Genomic DNA, 25,993 nt, shown 5'->3' on the forward strand with positions numbered 1-25,993 from the left:
CGCAGAAGCAGATTGTCAGCGTCATTGGGAGGAATCATGCAGGACGAATTAAACAAGCGCAAACGTCGCTCTCTCACACCAGAGCAGCTTTTGAAGATGCGTCAACGCAGCGCGCTCAAGGCAGCTCCGCGTGATCAAGACCCCCTGCCTCTGTCTTTTGCGCAAGAGAGGCTCTGGTTCCTCTCTCGCATGGAAGGCATCAATTCAGCCTATCATCTGGCCCTTGGCTTGCGCCTTCGTGGTGAGTTAAACGTGACATACCTGCAAAGCGCGCTAGACCAGCTGATGGACCGTCATGAAGGCCTGCGTACAGTCATTACAGATGATAACGGGAAGCTGTCTCAAAGCTTCTCACCCCGTACCTGTGGCTTTCCCCTTCGCTTGCTCAAAATTGAGGTCGATAGCGACCCAGAAACAGAGATCTGCCGTTTGGCAGAAGAGGAGAGCACACGGTCGTTCGATCTGCTGCAAGGACCGTTGGCTCGCTGTTGTCTTATCCGGATCAACGAGACGCATCACGTGTTGCTGCTGGCATTGCATCACATCATTTCCGATGGGTGGTCCAACGGCCTCCTCCTCAAAGAGTTAGGTGAAAACTACTCTCATCTGGTAGAGGCAGGAACACCAATCGAGCGGGAAACGCCCGATCTTACATACGCCGATTATGCCGTATGGCAGAAACAGCCGGAGCAGCTCAAAAAATTTGATGAGCAGAAGACTTATTGGAAAGAAACGCTTGCCGGTGCAACCGAGCGTTTGCTGTTGCCAACGGACCGGCGGCGACCTGCTCAGCAAAATTTTGCGGGTGAACTTCTGCCGTTGGAGTTAGGCCCTGAGTTGAGTGAAAAGTTGCGCCAATTGGCGCGCAGCACGGGCTCCACCCCTTACTTGGTGCTCATGAGCGCTTACGCAATTGTGCTTTCCCGTTTGTCTGGACAAGACGATCTGGTCATTGGCACCCCATCTGCCAACCGTGTCCGCAAAGAGCTGGAAGAGATGGTGGGCCTGTTCGTGAACACACAGGCTTTGCGCTTTGATTTGAGCGAAAATCCCACTGTAAGCCAGCTGCTCACCCAGATGCGAGGCATGTTCCTCGACAGTCAGGATAATCAGTCTCTCCCTTTCGAGCAGGTGGTGGAAGCGCTCAGTCCTCAACGGTCCTTATCCTACACACCACTTTTCCAGGTCATGTTCGCATGGCAAAACACAGAGGGTGGAACAGCCCATTTCGCTGGGTTGGAATTGGAGACTGTACAGCTGCCTCGCACCGCCTCCCAGTTCGATATTACACTTGAGCTGGTGGACAATGGCTCAAACATCTCCGGCGGCCTGGAATACGCGACAGCTCTGTTTGACCGCCAAACCATAGTTCGGCTTGCAGGTTATGTGTTACAGGCAGTGAAAGCCATTTGCGCAGACCCGGAACAGGCTGTCGCCGAACTGCCCCTTATGGATGCAGCCACACATACAGCAACATTAGAAGCTTCCCGTCTTGCATCTATGGATGTACCGGCAGCAAGCGCCATCCATCTGCCGTTTGAGGAGGCCGCTGCGGCCCACGGCGATCGGGTTGCATTGATCAGCAATGAGATCGAACTCACTTATTCTCAACTGAACGGTCAGGCCAACAAGCTCGCCAGATACCTGCGTTCTAACGGCGTTGCAAGTCAGGACCGGATTGCGGTGTGCATGCGTAAATCCGCAGACGCAGTTATCGCCTTGCTTGCTGTCCTGAAAACTGGCGCTGCCTACATTCCAATTGATGCGGACTATCCCCCTGAGCGGATCAACACGCTTGTACAAGATTGCCAACCCAAAACCATTCTGGCTGATACGCGTGGTCAGGAGCAGTTGGATCAACTCACCAAGCTGTCTGCCCAGACTATTAATATTGAGAGGAGAAGAGATGAATGGACTTCTCAGGATGACCGCGATTTAGATGTTCAAGTCACGCCTGACCAACTGGCCTATATCATCTACACGTCCGGATCGACAGGACAACCCAAAGGCGTCATGGTCGATCATCGTGCGATCTGGACTATCAGGGACGCATGGAGCAGCCTTTACGACTTCAAAGAACCACCATGTGTTTTGCAGATGGCGAGTCTTTCGTTTGATGTTTTCACCGCAGACCTTGTCCGCGCCCTCACTTTTGGAGGCAGGCTTGTCCTGGTGGATCAGGACGAGCTGGTAGACAGTACCGCCCTTCTCACCAAGATTGAGCACCATCAGATAACATTCGGTGATTTTGTTCCAGCAGTTTTGGACAATCTCACAGCACACGTGCAGACGATTGGAAAACAGTCAACCAGCCTCAAAACTGTCGTGTGCGGTTCAGACCGTTGGTCCTCCAAAGGTGCTTGCGAAGCACGAAAGGCCTTCGGGCCTACAGCGCACATTATTCATGCTTACGGCTTGACCGAAACCGCCATTGATTGCCTCGCACTCAGCTTATCAGAGGAGTTTTCTCCGAACACTACTCTGAGCCTCGGCACTGCGCTCAAAAATTATCAGGTCTTGCTTTTGGACACTTCCAGCAAACCTGTTCCCGAAGGGGTTGTTGGCGAAATCTGTATTGCCGGATCAGGTTTGGCACGTGGCTATTGGAACGCACCCGAACTCACGAAGCAAAAGTTTACCGATGTATCAATTGGTGATGGCCTGAAGATCTTCAAAACAGGAGATTTAGGCCGTCAGCTACGTGATGGGACACTCGAGTTTTTAGGGCGGAATGACCGGCAGGCAAAACTCCGCGGTTTTCGCGTCGAGCTTGGTGAGGTTGAAACTGCTCTTGAAGCAGATGAACGCGTCACATCAGCCATTTGTGTTGTAAGGCCTCACACCAGCGGCGAACAGCTTCTCGCCTATGTCGTCCTTGCGGATGATGAGGGGCCTGAAGTTCCTCAGGCACTGAAAGCAAGCTTGAGGCATAAACTCCCACACTTCATGGTTCCTGCCGGGATCACCGTCATCGACAAGGTACCACTCACTCCCAATGGCAAAGTCGATCTGAAAGCCCTCCCGGACTTTGATCTATCCACGCTCTCACAAACAGAGTTTGAGCCTCTACGAGCAGGCAGAGAAACGGAACTAAGCCAGATCTGGTGCGATGTACTCGGTGTCGCCAGTATTGGGCGCAACGATAACTTTTTTGCTCTGGGCGGCCATTCTCTGCTTGCAGTACGGTTAGCTCAACGTATCCGTGAAGCAACTGCCGTCGAAGTCCCGGCAACAATTGTTTTCACTGCCCCAACGCTGGCCTCTCTTGCTGAGGCAATAGACAGCCAGACACGCACGACAAAAAGACAGATTGAGCCCGCAGATAGAACACAGAACTTGCCGCTTTCCTCCTCTCAGCAACGCTTATGGTATCTGGCAGAAATGGAGGGCCAGAGCGAAGCCTACCACATGCCATTGGTTCTGGAACTGAAGGGTAAGTTGGACGCCCCAGCGCTGTCTCAAGCAGTTGAGAAAATCGTTGCACGGCACGAGGCTTTGCGCACGTGTTTCAGCCAAAAGAACGGGACCGCCTATCAGGACATTCAGCCAGCAAATGTTTGGCGGATGGGGGCGATTACGCAAGTACCTGCGAATGAGACGTTACAGGATCATGCCGCCCGTTTGATCTCTGTCCCCTTTGACTTGGAGGCGGGTCCGCTGTTTCGTGCGGATCTTTTGCACTGTGACGAGAACCATCATGTGCTGGTGATTGTTATGCACCACAGCATTTCAGATGCCTGGTCCATGGGTATCTTCAGCAGGGAACTGAGTGTGCTTTATTCTGCTCTGTCCCAACATCAGGATACCAAGCTCCCCGATTTGCAAATCCAATATGCAGACTTCGCGCAGTGGCAGAGCAATGAGTTGAAGAATGGCTCATGGGACCAGCAAAAGCACTATTGGAAGTCCAGGCTCAAAGATGCACCTGTACTGCTGGAGCTGCCAACAGATCATCCAAGACCAAAGCGTCAATCCTTCAAAGGCACCGCAATCCCGTTGAGTCTGGAGCCATCCTTAACTCAGAAGGTGAAGGAGCTTGCTGCATCCAATCGGAACACGTTGTTTACCAGTCTTCTTGGGATGTGGGTGCTGACTCTGGCCAAGCTTTCAGGTCAGAAAGATGTCGTTGTTGGCAGTCCGGTCGCCAACAGAGATCATTCACAACTCGACAACATGATTGGTTTCTTCGCCAACACACTGGCCTTGCGGGTGGAGGCCAATGAAAGCCTTACCTTGAAAGAGTACCTGTCTCAGGTGCAGACCACTGTTTTAGAAGCCCAACAAAATCAGGACCTTCCCTTCGAACAGGTGATTGAGCATATCAACCCGCCGCGAAGTCTTGCGCATTCCCCCTTGTTTCAGGTGATGTTTGCCTGGGAGGGAGAGAACAACGACCGGTTCGAGCTTCCCGGCCTTTCTGTTGATGTTCTTCCTCACCACCATGGCGGTGCCAAGTTTGATCTGCTGTTGTCGCTTCAGGAAAGAGACGGCCAGCTGAAAGGCGCGATCGAGTTTGCAAGCGACCTGTTTGAGCCAGAGACCGTCACTCGCATTGCAAAGTACTTCGAGCATGTTCTCACCCAAATGGTGGAGGACATGGGTACGGAGGTCCGCTCAATAAGTCTGTTGAGCGAAAAGGAACAGATGCTGGCGCTGCACGCATGGCAACAGCCCTCTGTGCCCTACCCTGAGTTTGAATGCATCAGCAGGCGCATTGAAGAACACGCTGCGCGCGCGCCAACAGCCACAGCTCTGATCTTTGGACAAGCGAAACTTAGTTACGACGAGTTGAGCACACGCGCTAATCGGTTTGCCAATGCACTTGTGCAGGAAGGCATTCGTACACGGGCAAACATCGCGCTTTGTATGGACCGGTCACCCGAAATGATCATCGCACTGCTGGGTATCTTCAAGGCAGGAGCTGTTGTCGTGCCGCTGGATCCAGCTTATCCCGAGGCCCGCCATCAGGCCATCTTGCAGGATGTTAAGCCGGATCTCGTCATAACCACAGAAGCGTTAAAGCCCAAACTGCCAATCGAATTTGCAAGTTCAACAGTCACTCTTGCGGAGCTTGCACAAAAGGGCCAACATATTTCGGCGGAGAATGTGGGGTTTACCCCTGCCCCTCTTGACGCGGCCTATGTCCTTTACACCTCCGGGTCTACAGGCAAACCAAAAGGCGTGGTGCAGACCCACCGCACCCTGCGCAATCTGGTCAACTGGCAACTTAAACAGGTTCCGGCAGAAAGAGCCCCCTCGCGCATTCTCCAATTTGCCTCCCTCAACTTTGATGTGGCCTTTCAGGAGATTTTCTGCACGTTGTGTCAGGGCGCAAGCCTTGTGTTGCTGAGTGATGACCAGCGCAAAGACATCGGCAACCTCGCAGGCTTCATCAAGTCCAACAGCGTTGAACGCGCCCACTTGCCCTTTGCAGTACTGCAACAGATGGCAGGACTTTTTGAGGCAGAACAGCTGCCGGATGGCCCTGCTTGTGAAGTGATCACCGCTGGCGAGGCACTGCTGGTCAATGACAGCCTGCGGCAACTCCTTAAAGCACTGGGAGGGCGCTATTTTTACAACCAATACGGCCCCACTGAAACCCATGTGGTGACCCAGCACGTTCTGGATTGTGCGCGCATGGAGGATTGGCCAGCCTCCCCGCCCATCGGCAAGCCCATGGAGAACACCAGTGTGTTTCTTCTGGATGAGAGCATGCGTCCGGTGCCTCCCGGAACAATTGGAGAGCTGTATGTGTGCGGAGACAATCTGGCTTTGGGTTACTTTGGTCAGGAAGAACTAACCGCAGAACGATTTGTTACGCACTCGTTTGCCTCTCAAGGCGCGCAACGCTTTTATCGTACCGGTGATTTGGCGGCCTACCTGCCAGATGGCAGCCTTGCCTTCCATGGCCGTGCAGATGATCAGGTGAAATTCCGTGGGTTCCGGATTGAGCCGATGGAGATCACGAACTGCATCTTACAGATGGATGGCATTCTGGAAGCCGCCGTGATTTTGGACAAGCAAGCAGACCCTGAGCATGCCCGGCTCGTCTGTTACTTCGTCGGCACAAGACCCGCTGACACATTGCGGGCAGAGCTGAAAGCTCACTTGCCGGACTACATGATCCCAACGGACTGGATGCCTCTGGAGGAGTTGCCCATCACCCGGAACGGCAAGCTGGATCGAAGAGCTTTGCCATCTGCTGTCCGTACAGGGAGTACAGACTATAAAGCGCCACTGCCCGGGCTTGAAGCAGATATTGCTCAGATTTGGCAGGTGGTTCTCAAGGTGGAACAGGTTGGCCGTACCGACAACTTCTTTGATCTTGGCGGGCATTCTTTGCTGGCGACCCGCCTGATCCATGCAATAAACAAAGAGCTGTCACTCGGCCTGTCCCTCAGTGATCTTATTGAAAACCCGACACTTGTTGATCTGGCTGCCTCGGCCAATACCAACACCGGCAAGGCAGAACACTCAGCGCTGCAAATCCATGCAGATGAAGCAAACCGGTATGAACCATTTCCACTCACGGACATCCAGCAGGCTTACTGGGTTGGCAGGGATGACAGTTTAGGGCTGGGCGGCGTCAGCGCTCATGCTTATGAGGAAATTGAGATCCCTCACCTTGATCTTGAGAGATTCAACGCTGCTTTGAACAGGCTGATCCTTCGACACGATATGCTGCGAGCTGTTTTTGCCAGCGATGGAACCCAGCGCATATTGGAGGATGTTCCTGAATACATCATTCAAACTGACGATGCCCGTGGTCGTAGTGAACGTGTCGTGGAGCGCATCATCTCAAGAAACCGGGATGCCATGTCGCATCAGGTTCTGGATGCGGGAACATGGCCGCTTTTCGAGTTCCGGGCCGTGCAGCTTGAGAATGAGATAACCCGGCTACACATTTCCATGGATGCGTTAATCGTGGATGCAGCCAGCAGCCAGATTTTCTCACGCGAACTGGCTGCCTTCTATGAGGACCCGCAGGCAGAACTTCCGAGGATTGAAATCACGTTCCGCGACTATGTGGTGCAGGAACTGGCGATGCGGGATGACTCCCGCTATGCGATTTCTCTGAAGTACTGGCAAGACCGCTTGTCGGCTCTCGCTGCAGCACCGGAACTGCCACTTGCAAAACAGCCAGAGAACATCAGCAATCCCCGGTTCACACGCAGACAACTTGTTTTGGAAGAGGCCAAATGGTCAACGATCAAAGCAAAGGCACGAAAGTATGGTGTCACCCCCTCCGGCTGTCTGCTGACAGCCTTTGCGCAGGTGCTGGCTAAATGGAGCCAGTCGTCCCGGTTCACGCTCAGCTTACCTGTGTTCAATCGCCAACCGCTCCACCCCCATATCAACCGCCTTATCGGCGACTTCACGTCTATTGTTTTGCTGGAAGTTGGCTCGGACCCAGCAATGAGCTTTTCTGACAATGCAAAAGCAGTCCAGCGCCAACTCTGGAAGGATATGGATCATAGCGAAGTCAGTGGTGTGCGGGTTCTGCGGGAACTCACGCGCCTGCGTGGTGAGCAGCAAACGGGAATGCCCATCGTCTTCAACAGCACCCTTGTGGAGATGATCCCGGATCAGGAGGAAATTACGCTTTCCTCCGCATTGGACGCTCAAAATGTACATACCATCACCCAAACACCGCAGGTGTGGCTCGATCACACCATCATGGAGATTGATGGCGAGCTACATTTCAACTGGGACAGCATAGACGAGCTGTTTCCAGAGGGCATGATGCAGGACATGTTTGATGCCTATTGTGCTCTGCTTGAAGAGTTGGTCACCTCTGATCACTGGCAACAGCAAGTCCCCCAGCACTTTCCTGTCTGGAACGCTGAGCGCGCGCTGTCACAACATTGGCCATTGATATATGAGCTGTTTGAAGAACAAGCGGTCAAAACACCAACTGCTCCTGCCGTGATCTGCGGCGATCTGGTTCTATCTTACAAACAAATCCGCCAGCGTGCCCGTAATCTTGCCACTCTCCTTCAACAGAAGGGTCTGGCAAAAGGTGATCTGGTTGCCATTCAGATGCGGACCGGTTGGGAACAGAGTGTTGCCACCCTCGCCATCCTATATGCAGGGGGCGCATATCTTCCAATCGACCCGGATCTGCCAGCCAATCGCATTGAAGGTATTTTGCAACGGACCAGGTCCAGGCTCGTATGCGTTAAGACAAGCCAGAGTGACAAGCGCAAGGGACTTCCTGCGTTTGCTCAAACGGTTGATGTGGGTAGTGAACTGAATGCTTTAAGCGATGAGAAGCTGCAGGTAATTGATACACAGCCAGATGACCTTGCATATGTGATCTTCACTTCCGGTTCCACCGGGGAACCCAAGGGGGTCATGATCGATCATCGCGGAGCAGTTAACACGCTCCTTGATATCAACCACCGTCTAAACGTGCAGCCAGAAGATCGTGTGTTTGCCATCTCTGCATTGGGCTTTGATCTCTCAGTCTATGATATTTTTGGATTGCTGGCGGCAGGTGGTTCCTTAGTATTGCCCAATGAGGGTGAGGCAAAAGACCCTGCCCATTGGCTGGAGTGCCTCATTCGTCACAAGGTCACGATCTGGAATTCTGCACCAGCTTTGCTTGGTGTGCTGACAGATTATGCTCAAAGCGACTACAAAGTTCTCGGCTCGCATTTGCGTCAAGTGATGTTGTCTGGTGACTGGATTCCACTTTCACTGCCCAAGCGGGTGCGTGCGCTCGCCCCGAACGCACGTGTCTTGTCTTTGGGTGGAGCAACTGAAGCCTCCATTTGGTCCATCTGTTTCTCTGTTCAGGATATCGCGCCACATTGGAAGAGCATCCCCTACGGCAAAGCGCTCGACAACCAGCAATTTTATGTTCTGGATGAAGCGCTGACCCCTCGCCCTTGCTGGGTCACTGGTGAACTGTACATCGGTGGCATTGGACTTGCGAAAGGTTATTGGCGGGACGAAGAGCAAACCAACCATCGTTTCATCACCCACCCCAAAACCGGCGAACGCTTGTACCGTACCGGCGATTTGGGGCGCTATATGCCAGATGGAAACATAGAGTTTCTTGGGCGCGTGGATACTCAGGTCAAGGTGCAAGGTTTCCGCATCGAGCTTGGTGAGATCGAAACGGTGCTCAATGCCCATAAAGACGTAAAAGCCTCAGTCTTTAAGATGTTTGGCGAGGCACAAGGCGATAAGCAACTCGTTGGCTATGTGGTTCCGGAAGAGCGCGGTGTCGAGATTGACGCCCTTCTGGATCATTTACGCGCCCACCTGCCCCACTACATGGTTCCCTCTGCTCTCCTTGAGATTGAGCACCTCCCGATTTCTGCAAACGGTAAAATTGACCGGAAGCAACTGCCGGAACCGCGCAGTGAGATACAAGCTGAGCATAGCTTCGAACCGCAAGGGGAACAGGAAGAGAAAATCCACGAGATTATCTCTCAGATCTTGAAACTGGATCACGTCACACCCGAGGATAATTTACTGCAGCTGGGAGCGACCTCTATCGATATCACGCGCATTTCAAACGCGTTGTCGAGCACACTCTCGTTCCGCCCACCACTTGCAAAGTTTATGGGCAGCCCAAGCCTTGCAACGCTCCTTGCCATGTATCGGGAGCAGTTTGGTCAGGTGGCGGAAGAAGCGCAACCTGCTGCAACAAATTCCGCAATTGCCACTCTTGAGGACCCGCTGCAACGACAGTCTTTCAAAGACCAAAATGTTGGGTTGCGCAAGTTTGATCAGCAACATGGCGTGCATCAGTTGGAACACTCCAGCTCTCTTGAGTTCGACGAATTTGACGCCTACCGGTCGGTACGTCAGTTCATTTTGGATCCTGTCCCCAAAACCCGATTAGAAGCCCTCCTCTCTGCATTACGGCGTAATCAGAACCAAGAGGCACCAAAGCACTTGTTTGCAAGCGCCGGGGGGCTCTATCCGGTGCAAACCTACCTTTACATCAAACCCGGTCGTGTGTTGGGCCTGGAAGGTGGGGCCTATTATTACGATCCTGAAAAACACGCTCTGATTTCGACGGCAGATGGCAAGGCACTGCCCCCGGATGCCTATGATTATTTCGTGAACCGGCCAGTTTTTGAAGAGGCTGCCTTCGCGCTTTTCTTCATCGCCGAGCGGCAGGCAATCGAGCCCCTTTATGGCGAGATGAGCGAGCAGTTCTGGTTGATCGAAACAGGCGCAATGGCACAGCTGTTGACCATGCGTGCCCATGAAGCGAGATTAGGGCTGTGCGGCATCGGCTCCATAGATGAGACGGTTTTGACAGAGCTGTTCCGGTTGGGGCCTACGCATAAGCTCATCTATTCCATGATCGGCGGCGCACCCACCAGTGAGCAAAACCGGCAACACACCATAGAGACCTTCGGGACTGCGCTTGCCTCCTCAATGGAAGAAGATGAAATGGAGGAGTTTGAAATATGAAAGCTCAACAACTGCTTGATTATTTTGCCCAACACAATGTGAGCCTCCAGACTGATGGAGAAAAGCTTCGTTTCACAGCGCCAAAGGGGTTTCTGGGAGCTGATCTCGCCGCCGCTCTGAAAGCAGAAAAGTCAGAGCTGATTCATCTGCTGCAACAACATGCATCAGAAAGACTGACTGAAGAAGTACCTCTTTCACCATCACAACGCCATTTGTGGTTCTTGCATCAATTGGAGCCAGAGAGTCCGTTCTACAATAACCCCGTAGCGCTCAAAGTTTCCGGAATGCTCGAGCTGGAAACTCTGCACCGCGCCGTAAATTCTGTTGTTGCGCGTCACGACATGCTCCGAGCGAGGTTCAGCACAAGCAACGGAACGCCTACACAAACTTTTCCAGAACCTGCTGAGCTGCCCTTTGACCTCTTGAACCTTTGCCATCTGAATGACGAAAAACAGGTGGAGGCGCTCAATGAACGGGTCCAGCATGAGGCAAGCCAACCGTTTGATTTAGAGCGCGGCCCGCTCTTGCGCTCAAGTTACATAAAGCTTGCAGATGAAGAACACGTATGGCTCGTAAACCTGCACCACATTGCCGCTGATGGCTGGTCTATCGGGTTGTTTTTCAACGAAGTTACCGCTCATTACAACGCTTATCATAAGGGCATCTCGCCTGACCTTCCCCCTCTGTCCATGCAGTACGCCGATTATGTGCAGCATCATAAAACCGAGCGCAATTCGTCCAGAGAGCAGCAACAGATCCAGTATTGGACTGACAAGCTTGAGAACCTGCCAGACTTACTTGAGCTACCCACGGATTTCCCTCGCCCGGCAGAACAGACACATAACGGTGCTCACTTTGAACTCACGCTTGATGATAACTTGAGTGACCGCCTGCGACTTTTTTGCAAAAAGCGTTCAATCACGCCATTTGCGCTCTATCTGGCCGGATTTGCCGCCCTCTTATGGCGCTACAGCAAACAGGAAGACATCTGCATTGGCACCTCTTTTGCCAACCGCCATCTGGCAGAGCTGGAGCCTTTAATCGGGCACTTCATCAACACGCTCGCACTCAAAACGCATGTCACGGCCACAAGCACCTTTGCTGAGCTGGTAACGCAGTCGCAAACGGCCATTCTGGAAGCGCTGGACAATCAGGATCTGCCTTTTGAGAAAGTAGTCGAAGCTGTAAATCCGGAACGCTCACCAGCCCATTCGCCTCTGTTTCAGGTCATGCTGATTTATCAGAACCTGCCGGGGGGATCGACTCAAATGGATGGTGTTGAAATCGAAACACTGGCAACAGACAGCCAGACAGCAAAGTTCGATATCACACTGGAAGTATTTGAACGAGGCTCCACGTTTAACCTTGGCTTTGAGTACAACAAAGATCTGTTTACGCACTCCCGCATCGCGCGAATGGCCAGTCACCTCACCTGCTTCCTCTCAAACGCTGTCAAAGCACCTGAAGTGCATATCAGTGCGTTTGATTACATCACACCCGAAGAAAGAGGTCTGTTAACACAAGTATGGCCTCACGGAGCGCAGCATGCGTTAAGTTCCACATGCATTCACAAAGCATTTGAGGCTCAATGCGAGCATTCACCCAAAGCACCTGCACTCGTGTACGGCGAAGACGTGTGGAGCTACGCCAATCTCAACACCAAAGCAAATCAGCTAGCCCGTCATCTGAAGGAGCTTGGTGTTGCAAAGGGAAGTCCAGTAGGCTTGGTCTTTGAGCGGTCCAGCGAGTTGATGATAGCCATGCTTGCTGTGCTCAAGGCGGGTGGTCACTTCATTCCGTTGGAGTCCGGACTGCCAATCAAGCGTCTTGAATATGTGGTGCAAGACAGTCAGACCAATCTGATCCTCACCCATACAGAGGCATCGGAAGCGGCCGCCAGACTCAAGAGCCTTTGTGACGTTGAAGTGCTGTCGCTGGATACAGAGCAACGAGCCGAAATCACTCAATCCTGCGGCACTGATAATTTGCCAGCTAACGGCATAAGCACCGAGAATCTTGCCTATATCATCTATACATCTGGGACCACTGGCGTTCCCAAAGGCACCAAGCTCACACACAAGGGTTTGGTGAACCTCATAGAGTGGACCAAGCGCACATTTCCAGGCAAGCCCGGTGATGCTCTGTTGCAGAAGACGCCGATGGGATTTGATGCGGCGATCTGGGAGTTCTTCTGGCCGTTATGCACTGGCGGATCGCTGGTGCTGGCTTCGCCTCATGCTCACACCTTTCCTGCAGAGCTGGCAAAGATCTGTGCATCTCATGGTATCACCAGTATCCAGTTCGTTCCCGCGATGCTGGATCTGTTTCTTGACGAACCGGAGACTGCCCAATGCACCCAACTGCGCAATGTGTTTTGTGGTGGTGGTGAGCTGAGCGGTGCACTTATGCGCAAGTTTTCCAGCAAGCTGCCGTGGGCGACTCTGCATAATGTTTACGGCCCGACTGAATGCACCGTAGATAGCACCTGGCATAGTGTGAGGCCGGAAGATCTGGACAAACCTTCAGCTCCCATCGGCAAACCCATTTCGAACGCAAGGACTTACCTGCTTGATGAGAGCATGTCGATTGTCCCGATCGGACTGGTTGGCGAGCTTTGTATCGGCGGTGTCGGCCTGTCCTCTGGCTATCTTAACGCCCCGCAGCAACAAGCATCAGCGTTCGGTACCAGCCCATTCGACTCAAGTGAACAGCTCTACCGTACCGGCGATCTTGCCTACTACGATGAACAAGGTCAGCTGGTTTTTGCAGGCCGCAAAGACAACCAGATCAAGCTGAACGGCTTTCGTATCGAGCTGTCAGAGATTGAAGCTGTCCACCGACAACATCCCGAATGCCGCAGCTGTGCCGCGCTCGTGGTTCAGCAAGAGGGTGGTATCGCCCAACTGGCACTTTGCTACACCACATCAGCCGGTTCTCCCCTCGTAGAAAGTGACCTTCGTCATCATCTGGCAGAAGCACTTCCGGACTACATGCTTCCTCATATTCTGCTGCATTTGGAAACACTTCCTCTCACCAATAACGGCAAGATTGATTATTCCAGCCTAAAGGCATCTGTGCTGGCCCATGAGGCCGTGTTTAAGGTCAATCAGGAAAGCCCACGCGATCATATAGAGCTCCAGATCTATAACATCTGGAAGGAAGTGCTTCTCCATCCCTCCATTGGAATCAGCGACAGTTTCTTCCATGTCGGCGGCTCTTCCATCGCAGCGATCAAGGTGGCTCATCGGGTTGGTGAGACGTTCAAAATTCAAGTCCCGCCCAAAACATTCATTTTAAATCCGACAGTAGAGGCGCTTGCCAGTTGGATACGAACCGGAGCTGCGGAAGAGAACTCCCGCGACAACCTCATTACGTTCCGCGAAAGCCAAAACGGCGAGCATGTCGTGTGCGTTCATCCTGCTGGTGGGACAGCCTTTTGCTATCTGTCTCTTGCGAAGATCCTGGCTGATGACATTGGCGTTTATGGTCTGCAATCACCTGGCCTCAATTCGGGAGAGGAAACTCTCCCCTCCATAATGGCCATGGCCAACGCCTATCTGGAACGTATTGAACACATCGCACATGAAAAGATTGTCCTCACCGGCCTGTCGTTTGGAGGCTACGTTGCCTATGAGATGGCCCGGCTTCTGAAAGCCCGTGGCAATCACAATGTTAGCGTCATTCTTCTGGACACTCAGGGGTTTGAGGAGCATGAGCGCCAGAGCCTTGCACCAGTGGATCTTGCAGAGTTTCGAGACAAGCTGGTGAAGTTCAACGGGATGTATCCGGGCATCGATGACGAGCAAATCAAGCGCTACCATCAGGTTTACAATCACAATCGGGCCTGTGTGCCGGATTATGACTGCCAGCCATTGGACGCGCGAGTTGTGTTCATTCAGGCGCTTGGCTCACTCAACAAAGGCTTCCTGCATCAACTGCGTCAGTTTTGGATTGAAAGAGCCACAGGCGGCTTCATGACAAGGCTGGTTCGGGGGGACCACTGGGAACTGCTTGAATCAGAAGAAATACAGCGTGTCAAAAAAGCGATTTCCTATGAGTTTCAATTATTTGAGCGGCAAACCACCTTTCCTGCCGTTCCTATGCAGATAGACGCTTAGAGGCTTACATGACTATCAACACTTCTCATGAATATTTAGCCTCGAGCTCTTATGATTTAGAAATTGGAGATCAGGGACCCGTCCAATCTTCGTTATTAGACAGTATCAGCTTTTATGCGGACCATTTTCCTGAACTGGCCGCGGTGCAGGATCATGATCGTATCCTCAACTACAAAGAGCTCAACGAACGCTCCGCACAAGTAGCCTCAGCATTGAGAGGCCACGACGTAAAAAACGGCGATGTGGTTGCCGTCTGTTTGCCTCGCTCTCAAGAGCTCATAGTTGTCATGCTCGCGATACTGAAAGCGGGAGCAACGGTTGTCCCGTTAGATGCCGCCAGCCCGCCAGACCGGCAAACAGCAATCTTAACTGATAGCCAAACACGTTTTCTCATCGTGCCAGAGGCGAGTGCATCCACGCCATTTTCCCAACAAGCGCATCAGATCCTTCATGCTGACCAGTTGCTCATACAAAGCCTGCATGAGAATAGCGGCGACCTCCCGCGTTATCCTTTGGCGAAAACTGCGTTTTTGTTTTACACATCTGGAACAACGGGGACGCCCAAAGGCGTTCAAGTGCCTCTCTCAGCAATCGAGAGGCTTGCCCATCAGCCCCGCTTTGTCCCCATGCATATCGGAGATCGCTACGCGCATATTTCCAACCCTGCGTTTGATGCACTCAGCTTTGATGTTTGGGTACCGCTTTTAACTGGCGGATGTAGTGTCGTTTTCTCCAGTGACGAACTCTCCGATTTTGCAGGCTTTGCTCGGCAGCTGGAGCAGCAGTCGATCTCAACCATGTTCATGACAGTCTCTCTGTTCAATGCGATGGTCGATCACGGGCCTGCCTGCTTTGGATCGCTTGGGCATCTGCTCATTGGCGGCGAGCAGCTAAACCCCAAAACTGTCGAGAAATGGTATGCAGCAAACCCTGAAAGCGCCTGTCAGATATACAATATCTATGGCCCGACAGAGTGTGCAACCTTTGCCTTGTGCTTTGCAATTCCTCGGGACTTTGATGCAGACATCATTCCCATTGGCAGTCCCATTGCCAGTACAGACTGCCAGCTAAGGTCATCAAACGGTGAGATCACCAATATCGGTGAAACTGGGGAACTCTATCTTGGCGGCGCAGGCGTTGCTCATGGTTATCTGAATAGAACAGAGGAAACACAGCGTAGGTTTGTAGAGCTTCCAAACTCTGGAAAATGGTATAGCACTGGCGATCTGGTCCGCCTCAATCCGCAAGGTCTGGTCGAGTATGTGGGCCGCGTTGACAGGCAGATCAAAGTACGCGGGTTTCGCGTAGAACCTGAAGAAATCGAACAGCGCATCCAGCAGTATTCGAAAATACAGCAGGCTTGTGTTTTAGCAGCTCAGGAACAAGGCAAACCGCTTGAGTTGCATGCTTACTTAGCGAGTGAAGAGCAGCTTGATTATGAAGAGCTTGATGCCCATTTTTCTGCTTACCTGCCAGATTATATGCGTCCTCATAAGGTCTTTTGTCTTGGCTCGTTACCTCTGAATGCAAACGGGAAGATCGACCGAAAAGCCCTTCAAGAAATGGAGATTGCTCCATTCCGTCGTATTTCCTCCTGTGATGCCTCGGAGAGTACCGTTCTGAGCAGCATTCTGCAAACTGCAGAGATGGTTTTGAGTGTGGCGCAGTTAAGCCGTGAAGAGACGCTGCTTACCGCAGGTGGCGATTCACTCAAAGCAATCAGCTTATCTAACCAACTCAACACAATATTTGGTTGCCGCGTTGCGCCATCACAGCTTCTAAACCTGACATTTGCTGAACTTTCTGAGATTGTTAGCGAGCACAATGAGCAAGCCAACAGTTTACCGCCTGCACCTGCTCCATCAGGTTTGGCAAAAGAGCAGGCAACCTCGGAGCAAATGCGGTTATGGCTACAGCAACAAAAGAACCCTGCTGACATATCCTACAATACACCGTTCATTTTTCGGTTTTCAGGTCATCTGAATGCCGAAAATTTGGGTCACGCAACATATGAGCTGGTCAAAAAACACCCAGCGCTACGCACCAGCTTCCATCCCACCGATGATGGGGTGCAGCAGTGGGTAGCTGAAAGCAATCCAGGGGCGTTTCACTTCCACGGAACCTTGGAAGAAGAAGCAATTTCACAGCTGCAAACCAAACTCCTCACTCAACCATTTGATCTTGAGGACCCATGCCTGTTTCAACTTCATCTGGTCCACCAACCAAATGGCAGCAGTGTCCTTCTGTTTCATGCGCACCACATCATTCTGGACGGCTGGTCACTCAACATCTTGTTTGAAGATCTTTCCCGTTCATTTCAGGCAGAAACAGACGAGACAGGACAGGACCAAAAGCCAATTGGGCTGACACCATTAGATTTTGCAAAATGGCAGTCGCACCTATGGGAAACTAAACATTACAACAAGCAAAAGGATGCTCTCTTCAAGCTATACGACGTGCCGGAGATGGAGGAATGCTGGAAACCTGTACTGAGACACGTTCAAGGAAAGCAAGGTGTTTCAGCGGGGCGAACACGTTTGACACGTCTTGACGCAGCCACCAGAGCAAATTTGCTGACCATTGCAAAGCGTCTTTCACTAACACCTCATCAGGTCTTTCACGCGCTGTTTGCCCATGCACTTTATGTGCACACGGGTAGAACGAGTTTCACAGTTGCAAGCCCTGTAGCGAACCGGCTTACAACAGAGTTTGAAGCAACAGTTGGAATGTTCGCCAACACAGCGTTGGTTCTGGTTAAAATCGACCCAACTGCCTCCATTCAACAAAATACAAGCACCCTCACTCAGGCTTCAAAACAAGTCCTTGCCTGTCAGGATGTTGCCTTCGAACATGTGGTTGATCATCTCCAGAAAAGGAAGCGTATTTCGGGCGTTCCGTTTGAGTTTATGTTTGCGACCGAAAACACCCGTTACGAAACGCTGAAGCTCAATGGAGAAGGCGCGCAGCTATCTTACCCTGAAGATGTTGCCCCCAAATGCCCGCTCTACCTGTCTGTTCTTGATGAAGCTGAAACCTACCAGTTCTACTGGGAGTATGATCTCAGTTACTTCGACAAAGATGCTATCAACCTGCTGGAACAAACCATGTTCACTGGTTTGGATCATATGGAAACTGAAGAGGCTGCAGCAAACGTCTTCCAACTCAACACACAACAACGCATTTCGCATGTGACAGGTGCAAGCCAGTCATTGCCATACACAACGGTCGCAAGCTGGTTTCAAAAACAAGTCTCATTATCACCGCATGCACCTGCCCTCGCATGGGATGAAAACACTCTCACCTATCACGAGTTGAACGAGCTATCCGATACTTTGGCTGCTTATATGCAGTCCTCTATTTTTGGGTCAACAGAACCTGCCGGACCTGCGCGCGTCGCACTCTATATGGATGCTTCCCCAGACTACATAGTCTCGCTTCTGGCAGTGACAAAACTGGGCGTAACAGCCGTTCCGGTGGACCTGAGCTATCCTCAAAAGCTGCTGGAGGATGTGATTTCACAAGCCCAACCAGTTGGGATCCTCCATGCAGCGCAGGCGTCCTTACCTTCTGCACTTGAACGCCAGGACTTACGCGCGCTCCCAGTAGATTTGCAAGAACTCAGAAATTCACGCGATCATCAGCATCCTCTGAAATTTTCAGGTCGCGAAAGGCCCTTGTATACCCTGTTTACCTCCGGCTCCACTGGTCAACCCAAAGGGGTTGATGTCTACAACCAGACACTTTGCAATTTGTTGCACTGGCAACAGCAACAGGGAGGATTGCCCGCTGGAGAACACACCATGCAGTTCTCCAAGTTAGCCTTCGATGTTTCGTTTCAGGAGATCTTTTCAACGCTCTGTTCGGGCGGGTGCTTCCATGTCATTGATCCTCTTTGGCGACAGGACATGCAGTGCTTATTGAACTACATGCATGACAATAATCTGCAACGCATCTTTATGCCTTTTGTGGCGCTGGAATTGTTTTGCGAAGCTGCTCAAACATTCAACATTTTCCCCCGTGCTTTGAAGAATGTGATCACGGCCGGTGAGCAGTTGTATTGCACCAAAGCCCTCCGTGCGTTTTTCACGCAGTTACGCCAAGCCTCCTTGCATAATCACTATGGCCCAACGGAAACGCACGTGGTTTGCGCTCACTCTATGCACGGACCAGCAGCAAACTGGCCAACCCGCCCACCGATTGGCGCACCTGTTCACAACACCGATATTCTCATCGTGGATGACAGCTTCCATCCGGTTCCATCCGGTGAACGCGGCCAACTTCTCATAGGCGGCAATCTGGTTCACCGTTGTTATTTAGACAATGCAGAACTGAACGCAGAACGCTTTGTCATACTCCAGCCAGATAGTGGCACTGGCGGTTCAAAACTCTATTATAAAACCGGCGACATGGGCTTTCTGGATGAACTTGGACAGGTAAACTATGAAGGGCGTCACGACCAGCAGGTGAAGATCTCAGGTCACCGCGTTGAACTCGGCCAGTTGGAAGCCTCTCTGATAAATCACGGTGCCATCGAACAGGCGTCTGTTGACTTTGATGACCAGTATAAAAAACTCCATGCCTATGTCAGCCTGCGAGAAGACACCATCAACGCAGATGAGCTTGATCACTATCTTTCAACACAGCTTCCTGACTACATTCGGGTTGACGAATTCAGGCAGGTTGAAAAGTGGCCTCGCACTCCAAGTGGGAAGATAGATCAAAGAGCATTGACTGAATGCGACTGGCGCAAGATTGAACGGAAAAAACGCAAAATAAACGCAAATAACGCAATTCAACGCACAAATGAACTCATTGCAGCTTTTGAACATGTCACTGGTGCATCCATCACTGCGGACCAAACATTTTTCGAGGCCGGATGCTCTTCCCTGCAATTGATGCGCTACCAAATGCATATCAATAAAGCACTGGAAGAAAAAGTCAGTATCGCAGATCTGTTTCGTTATGTGACACCTTCAGATCTGGCAGAACATCTTGAAGGAAAAGCGGAATCAGAACCTTGGACTAGCAAATCATCGACAGCCCAAAGTGCGGATAAAGTTGCTATAATCGGTATGGCGCTACGTGTTCCGGGCGCAGACGACCTGGCCGAGTTCTGGTCCATGGTTCGTGAGAACCGAAGCGGAATCCAACATTTCACTCCGGAGAACCCTGATTTCGTTGGTGCGCGAAGCCAGATGAGCGAAATGATGTCGTTCGATCCTGAGTACTTCGGTATCAGCCCACGGGAAGCAGCGCTCATGGATCCGCAGCAGCGACATTTCCTGATGAGCTGTGTACATGCTCTTGAAAATGCTGGCATTCCTCCACTGAACACCAACCAAAACATCGGTGTTATAGCAAGCTGTGGTGAGACAACCTACTATCACGCAGCCCTTCGCTCCAAACCTCCAACCGCCCTTCCCGACAAGTTCCAAATGGCCTTGCACCATGAGAAAGACTTCCTCGCCACCAAGGTTGCCTTTCAGCTGGACCTCAAAGGCCCTGCCATTACACTACAAGCCGCCTGTGGAAGCTCGCTGATTGGCATTCATACAGCCGCAGGCATGCTCCGAAATGGTGAATGTGATGTCATGCTCGCAGGAGGCGTGCTTGTAGATCCCGATATGTCAGAGGGCTATAAGTATCAGTCTCAACACATCTTTTCCAAGGATGGCAACTGCTCACCGTTCAGCAAAGACGCCAGCGGCACCATCGGCGCCAGTGGTGTTGGGGTGGTGGTGTTGAAGTCATTGGATCGCGCCCGAGCAGACGGTGATCGCATCTATGCTGTTATCGAAGGATCAGCCATCAATAACGATGGTCGGTCCAAAATGAGTTATACCTCACCTTCAGTTTCCGGGCAGGAAAGCGTTATTCGTCAAGCCCTTACGAATGCAGGAGTAAGGGGTGATCAAGTCGGATATGTGGAAGCACACGGAACAGGGACACAACTGGGTGATCCTATTGAAGTACAAGCCCTTTCATCTGCATACGGCAATCTCCTCAACGCATCCTGCGCACTCTCATCTGTCAAAAGCCAGATCGGCCACTTAGGTGCCGGGGCTGGCGTCCTTGGACTAATTCGCGCAGCACTGTCGATCTATCACGGCTATGTACCCCCTAACCTTGGATTTAAGCAGCCAAATCAAGAGCTTGGATTGGATCAAAAAGGGTTCTATATCCCGACCAACAGCAAAAAATGGGAAGATACACGTCCACGTTATGCAGGCGTCAGCAGTTTCGGAATTGGCGGCACAAACGCACATGTTGTAATTGGAGAAGCTCCAGAAGATGGGCTTCAGCAATTCACTGCTGCAAAATGCCTTGCTCTATCAGCACATACCAAGGCTGCGCTTTTTTCTTTGGCAGAAAAGATCAAGAATTATCTTGAACATAACCCAACTTCATTTCAGCAGGTTCTCTCACATTTGCAATCAAGCAGGCGAGCACACCCATGGCGTTTTGCTATCGATTGTGATGAAGTCGAAGAAACAATTGAAGCTCTGGGATCATTCGTCCCGCATTACTGTGATGAGAATAAAGGAGTTTGCGATCCCGCCAGCCTAACCGCTGCTGATTGGCTGGCAGGCAAAGAGATTGCGTCACAAAGTGCAGGTACTCCGCCGCCTTGGGATTTGCCGGGTTATTGCTTCAATCTTCAACAATACAACGTGTTAGAGCTTCCAGCAGCCAAGAGTAAGGCGAGTGAAAACCTTCCAAAACGCCTGCCAGAGGAACAATGGCTAAGCCAGATGGTTTGGCAACCAGTCTGCCGCGTTGGAAGTTGTCAAACAGGGCAGAGATTAAAAACAGCGGTTGTCCTATATGACCCGAACAACGTCTCTGATGACTTTGCCGCACTTGATGCCGTCTACCATCGTGTTGTGCCTGTTTGTTATGACGGACGTATTTCTGGTGCTCATTCAGACAAGTTGTCGGTAGATCCGTTTTCTACGGACTCCGTTGAAGACCTTCTGAGCCACCTGTCATTTATGAACCTTGGAGAGTTGGACTGGCTTCATGCACTTCCATTGTCTTGCAAAGGCGAGCAAAATGAGTTGGATAGCCTTCAGGAAGCAAAAAAGGTTTGTCTGGATAGCCTGACTTATGTGCTTCAGGCTCACTCTAGATATGGGCTTACGATCTCCAGAATATGCCTGCTCTCTTACGAGGCTGCACCGGTGAATGGTACAGTCGCTCAGCCGCTACACGGGCTACTCGCTGGTCCGCTTTCTGTGATCCCTCAGGAGTTTGACATCCAGACACTCTGGCTGGATTTAGAAGACACAAAACAAGGCTTCATTTGGTCCGAGGTTGCGTTTGCACTCTCACTTGAAGAAATGAAGGCACAACGCCTTGCCTTGCGTAATGGATTTGTTTGGGAATGCAGGATCTTACCTCTTTCTCAAAATGGCCAAACTGCCGAACTGACTAAACTGGATGCGTCAGCTCTCTTCGTGGTGACGGGTGGCAGCGGAGCGATTGGAACTCAAGTTTGCACGAGCCTACTGGCTGATCCTCATGCTCATGTCGCAATTATCTCCCGCAATCCGCGCATTCCAGAAGAACTTCTGCAGTTTGATACAAGAATTCACCTGATACAGGCTGACATAGGAAAGCCAGCCACGTGGCCTATGACGTTTGAGAGTGTCACCAAATTAAACATGCCTGTTGTAGGCGTTGTCCATGCCTCTGGAGTTGGAAAAGGAAATCTGATTTCTTTCCGTGACCCGATAGAAGTCTACAACAAGATGCTAGCAAAGTATGAGGGAAGCATTTTTGTTGAGCGTTTCATTGAAGTATTCAAGCCAACGAGGGCTATCTACTGCTCGTCAATGTCAGCTGTTTTAGGGGGAGCTGGCCAACTGGACTACGCTTCCTCCAACGCCTTAATGGATAGCTTTGCGCATTACAGCAATCCGGTGACCCCTGACACAATCAGAACCACCATCAACTGGGATATCTGGAGCGAAAGTGGGATGGCGACCCACTCCAATACGCAAGATGAACTACATCAAAAACACCTGACGCTTGGCCTATCCAACAAAGAAGGCCTGCGCACATTCTCTCGAGCATTTCATACAACTGTACCACAAGTGCTGGTTAGCACTTGTGGTGTTGAAAAGGCTCGATACTTCTATCGATCACTGGTCAGGAACGAGATCAAATCTGATGCGCGAACGAGCAAGACACACAAACTAAAACTCATTCGCGATCAGATAGAAACCCTTCTTCTGCAACAGCTTGGACTTGATCAGTTTGCCCCTGATGAATGCCTCTATGACTTAGGTATGGATTCACTTACTCTTCTGGACGTCGTTAGCCTCTTAGAAAACTATGACATTCAGGTGTTACTCTCCCAAATCCCAAAGAACACTTCCTTAGACCTGATTATGAATCTGGTTGAACAACAGCACAAGGCAACCTCCTCTTCTCCAAACAACACTTGGGCGGATGCGGTTGCCCCGCATCAATGGCATTCTGGTGAGGGTGATGAAGTTGTTGTTCTCATACATCCAATCGGGGGTGATGTTGAAGCATACCGCGAACTGGCAGGAAAACTCCCGGACAACATTGGGATCACTGTGATTGCCGATCCTGCCCTCACAAATCCTGATCTACCAAAAATCAGTTTAAAAGAAAGAGCTGCGGTTTACGCTGAAGCCATAGCGGAAAGGCTTTCAAATAAGCGCATTCATTTGGTCGGCTGGTCATTCGGCTCATGGGTTGCTCAAGAAATGGCACTCTGCTTCTCGAAGCAACAAAGAGCTCCCGGCAACTTAACGCTCATTGATCCGCCTGCACCAAACTCTGGCGAAAACCTGAAGCAAATAAGTGAGCAAGAAGTCGAAATCATCTTCTTAAAGGAGCTGAAGGCGAAATGGCCAGACAAAAGACCCCTTGTTGAGAACAGTCATGAACGACAGTCCTATCAAGAAGAACTTGTTCGCTGTACGAAAGCCAATCTGGAAGCGATGGCGCACCATACAATGAGTCCGACGCCTTTTTGGCAGGCGAGTGTATTCTTGGCATCTGAAACTGCCAAAGGGTTGAACGGAACCCAAAATACAACAGCAAACTCCCGTGAGATCTGGGTTAAACTACTGCCAGATTTACAATACTGGCAGATTGTAGAAACAGATCACTATTCAATACTCATAGGAGAAACGTTAGATCACGTATTGGCTACTGCTGGTTTGGTCAAAACACTCGAGTTGGCGTAATTGGAAGGGGGAGTGGATGTCTAAACTAGTGATACCGGGGTCCACTGCGAGGCTACAGCTGTAACCTTCCCATCCGACCTCAATATCCAGCAGTTTCAAAGGAAGAGGTTCTGAAGTGATCCAGGGGTGCTGTTGCTCTAACTTGACGTCAAGTGAGCTGAGGTCATCACGCAGCCCTTCACCTGTTGCCTTTAAGATAGCTTCTTTCCGGGTCCAACAGCGATAAAACATGGCTGCGCGTTCCTTGGGACTCCTTGATTCAATGTGTAAACGCTCCATCGGATGACAAACAAGCGGCATCAAATCAGTCATTTGGCTGCCTTGTCGCTTGAGTTCAATGTCAACACCCAAGGGCGCATTATGTGCAAAAGCGACTGCAACCAAACCGCCTGAATGACTCACATTGAATGTCGGGTATCCTGAAAGGTATGGCTTACCACCATCTTGCAGCAGAAAGGGTATTGGCGGCTGATCCACTCCCAGAATGGTTCTAACGCCCCAGCGACCCAAGGCAAACGCGCGCCGGTCTCGCAAGAACCTGAACCGGGCACCTCTTGTTTTCTCTTCAGCGGTTAACGCTTGGTCCATTGGAAATGGATACTCCAATGGCAACAAAACAAGCATCACTTTGCCTGGCTCACAGCAACGTTGCCATTGCTCTTTCACAGCCAAAAACCAATGCTGAGCATCAAAGACGGAAAATGAAACAGGCATGAAATCTTAAGCGAGCTCTATGGATGAAGGCTGGTGCAACTGACCAACAACGTTTGCAGCATGGTCTTTTATCTGATTAAGGACTTTAGCTGGAGAATGCTCAATGAAAAAATGCCCGCCTTCAACTTCATCAACGGCAACGGTTTCAGAGCTCAACTTCGTCCATCCCTTCACTTTATGTGGTTCCACAATCTGATCCTTAGTTCCTGCGTAGGCAAAGATTGATGACGCGATTTGCCAGGGAACTCGCGGCCTGTAAGTCTCACAGAGTTCAAAGTCACCTATAATCGCAGGTAAAAGCAAGTCTACAAGATCGTCATGTTGTGCAATCTGAGCAAACTCGGGATTAAACGAGATGAGCTCATCAACCATCTCCTCGCGAGTACACCCATCAAGAAACGGTAGAGTTCTTGGAGCAAAAGGAGACGCCGATGCCAGCACAAAAAGAGCCGTTGGCTTCAGCCCGCTTTGCTTGAAAAGATGGAGCGCCAACTCGTAAGCAATCCACCCCCCCATACTTGACCCCAAAATTGCAAAAGGCGCACCGCCGAACTTCTCAATCTCTAGCGCTAGCTGCAATACAACCCTTTCCATCGCATTGATTGCTGGTTCTTTTAACCGGGTTCCTCGCCCTGGAAATTTAGCAGGCATCACATTTACCTGATCACCTAGCGGTGCTTTCCATCGGTTATATAAGCTCGTATCGCCTCCCGCCTGAGGCAGACAGACTAAGTTCAGCTTGCACTTATCTGCTGTAGTATCAAACCACTGGGACAGCCATCGACAACTCATTTAGTAGTCCATCAATAAACTATTTCAATGAGGTGATTATTACGTTGTTTTGAAGTGACGTCGAGTGGGTTATCTTATGCGATTTATTAGTTTGATATTTGCAGATGAACCAACAAACAAACGTAGCCTCGAATGGTTTGTCTGTCATCAAAGGTAGTTGGACACATCTTCGCAAACTAGGCGTCAGAAAATGCTTTACTCTTACCTGCCATGAAAAAACCGCCGGTCACTGCTCGCAAAGCAAGCATAATGCCGGCGGTTTCAGTATGGAACTTTATTACTTATTGACAAAAACCTGTTGGAGAGTAATAAAATATCATACTGAAACGCACGAAAACTGGCACAAATCCGCCAACTCAAAATATGCTCCAAATAATAAAGTATCATACTGAGGAACACAAACTTCAACATAGAGACCAAAATTCGAGTAATAAAGTATCATACTCGCCTCTCCTGCAGATCATAGGTCTGGAAACTCATTTTAATATCTGCGGTCAACACCACCGCACATCAGACAGAGATTTTGATCAAATTTAAGACAGATTGGGCCAACTGCGGCCATTCGGGTGCTTCAATTAAGAGTTGCGCAAGTCTTTGCAGATGAGACTACGGTCTCTTTCTGAAGAGCTCTTCTCAGCATATGATTATGTGAAGCGCCCGATAAGATAAGGGGCATTTTGAGCCCAAAGCGGCTCTGGAATGGAGTTG

General features: G+C 50.9%; 5 protein-coding genes. 3 read left to right on the forward strand and 2 right to left on the reverse strand.

Features of this window, described 5'->3' with window-relative positions; all coding sequences use genetic code 11:
* The first annotated feature begins 36 nt into the window (after positions 1 to 36).
* Genes PsAD46_RS18340 through PsAD46_RS18350 form a run of 3 tightly spaced genes read left to right on the forward strand, consistent with a single transcriptional unit; the run spans position 37 to position 23,779 of the window.
* A complete protein-coding gene (locus PsAD46_RS18340) occupies positions 37 to 10,437 on the forward strand; it encodes a non-ribosomal peptide synthetase (RefSeq protein WP_063307555.1) in 10,401 nt (3,466 codons plus the stop codon).
* Complete coding sequence (locus tag PsAD46_RS18345) at positions 10,434 to 14,555, forward strand: non-ribosomal peptide synthetase (protein WP_063307556.1); 4,122 nt, start codon at positions 10,434 to 10,436, stop codon at positions 14,553 to 14,555. Before PsAD46_RS18340 ends, PsAD46_RS18345 begins: the two co-directional genes overlap by 4 nt.
* A gap of 8 nt (positions 14,556 to 14,563) precedes the next feature.
* Positions 14,564 to 23,779 carry a non-ribosomal peptide synthetase gene (locus tag PsAD46_RS18350; protein ID WP_063307557.1) on the forward strand — a complete coding sequence of 3,072 codons (9,216 nt, stop codon included), beginning with the start codon at positions 14,564 to 14,566 and terminating at the stop codon, positions 23,777 to 23,779.
* Here PsAD46_RS18350 and PsAD46_RS27715 read toward each other — a convergent pair.
* Together PsAD46_RS27715 and PsAD46_RS18355 are read right to left on the reverse strand one after the other, a co-directional pair.
* Positions 23,726 to 24,493 carry a 4'-phosphopantetheinyl transferase superfamily protein gene (locus PsAD46_RS27715; protein ID WP_084404460.1) on the reverse strand — a complete coding sequence of 256 codons (768 nt, stop codon included), beginning with the start codon at positions 24,491 to 24,493 and terminating at the stop codon, positions 23,726 to 23,728. The two genes, PsAD46_RS18350 and PsAD46_RS27715, sit on opposite strands and share 54 nt — an antisense overlap.
* A gap of 6 nt (positions 24,494 to 24,499) precedes the next feature.
* Entirely contained in the window at positions 24,500 to 25,285 is a 786-nt protein-coding gene (locus tag PsAD46_RS18355) for an alpha/beta fold hydrolase (RefSeq protein ID WP_084404461.1), read from the reverse strand.
* Between the last annotated feature and the right edge of the window lie 708 nt (positions 25,286 to 25,993).

It is taken from the genome of Pseudovibrio sp. Ad46 (genome assembly GCF_001623065.1).
Taxonomy (GTDB): Bacteria; Pseudomonadota; Alphaproteobacteria; order Rhizobiales; family Stappiaceae; genus Pseudovibrio.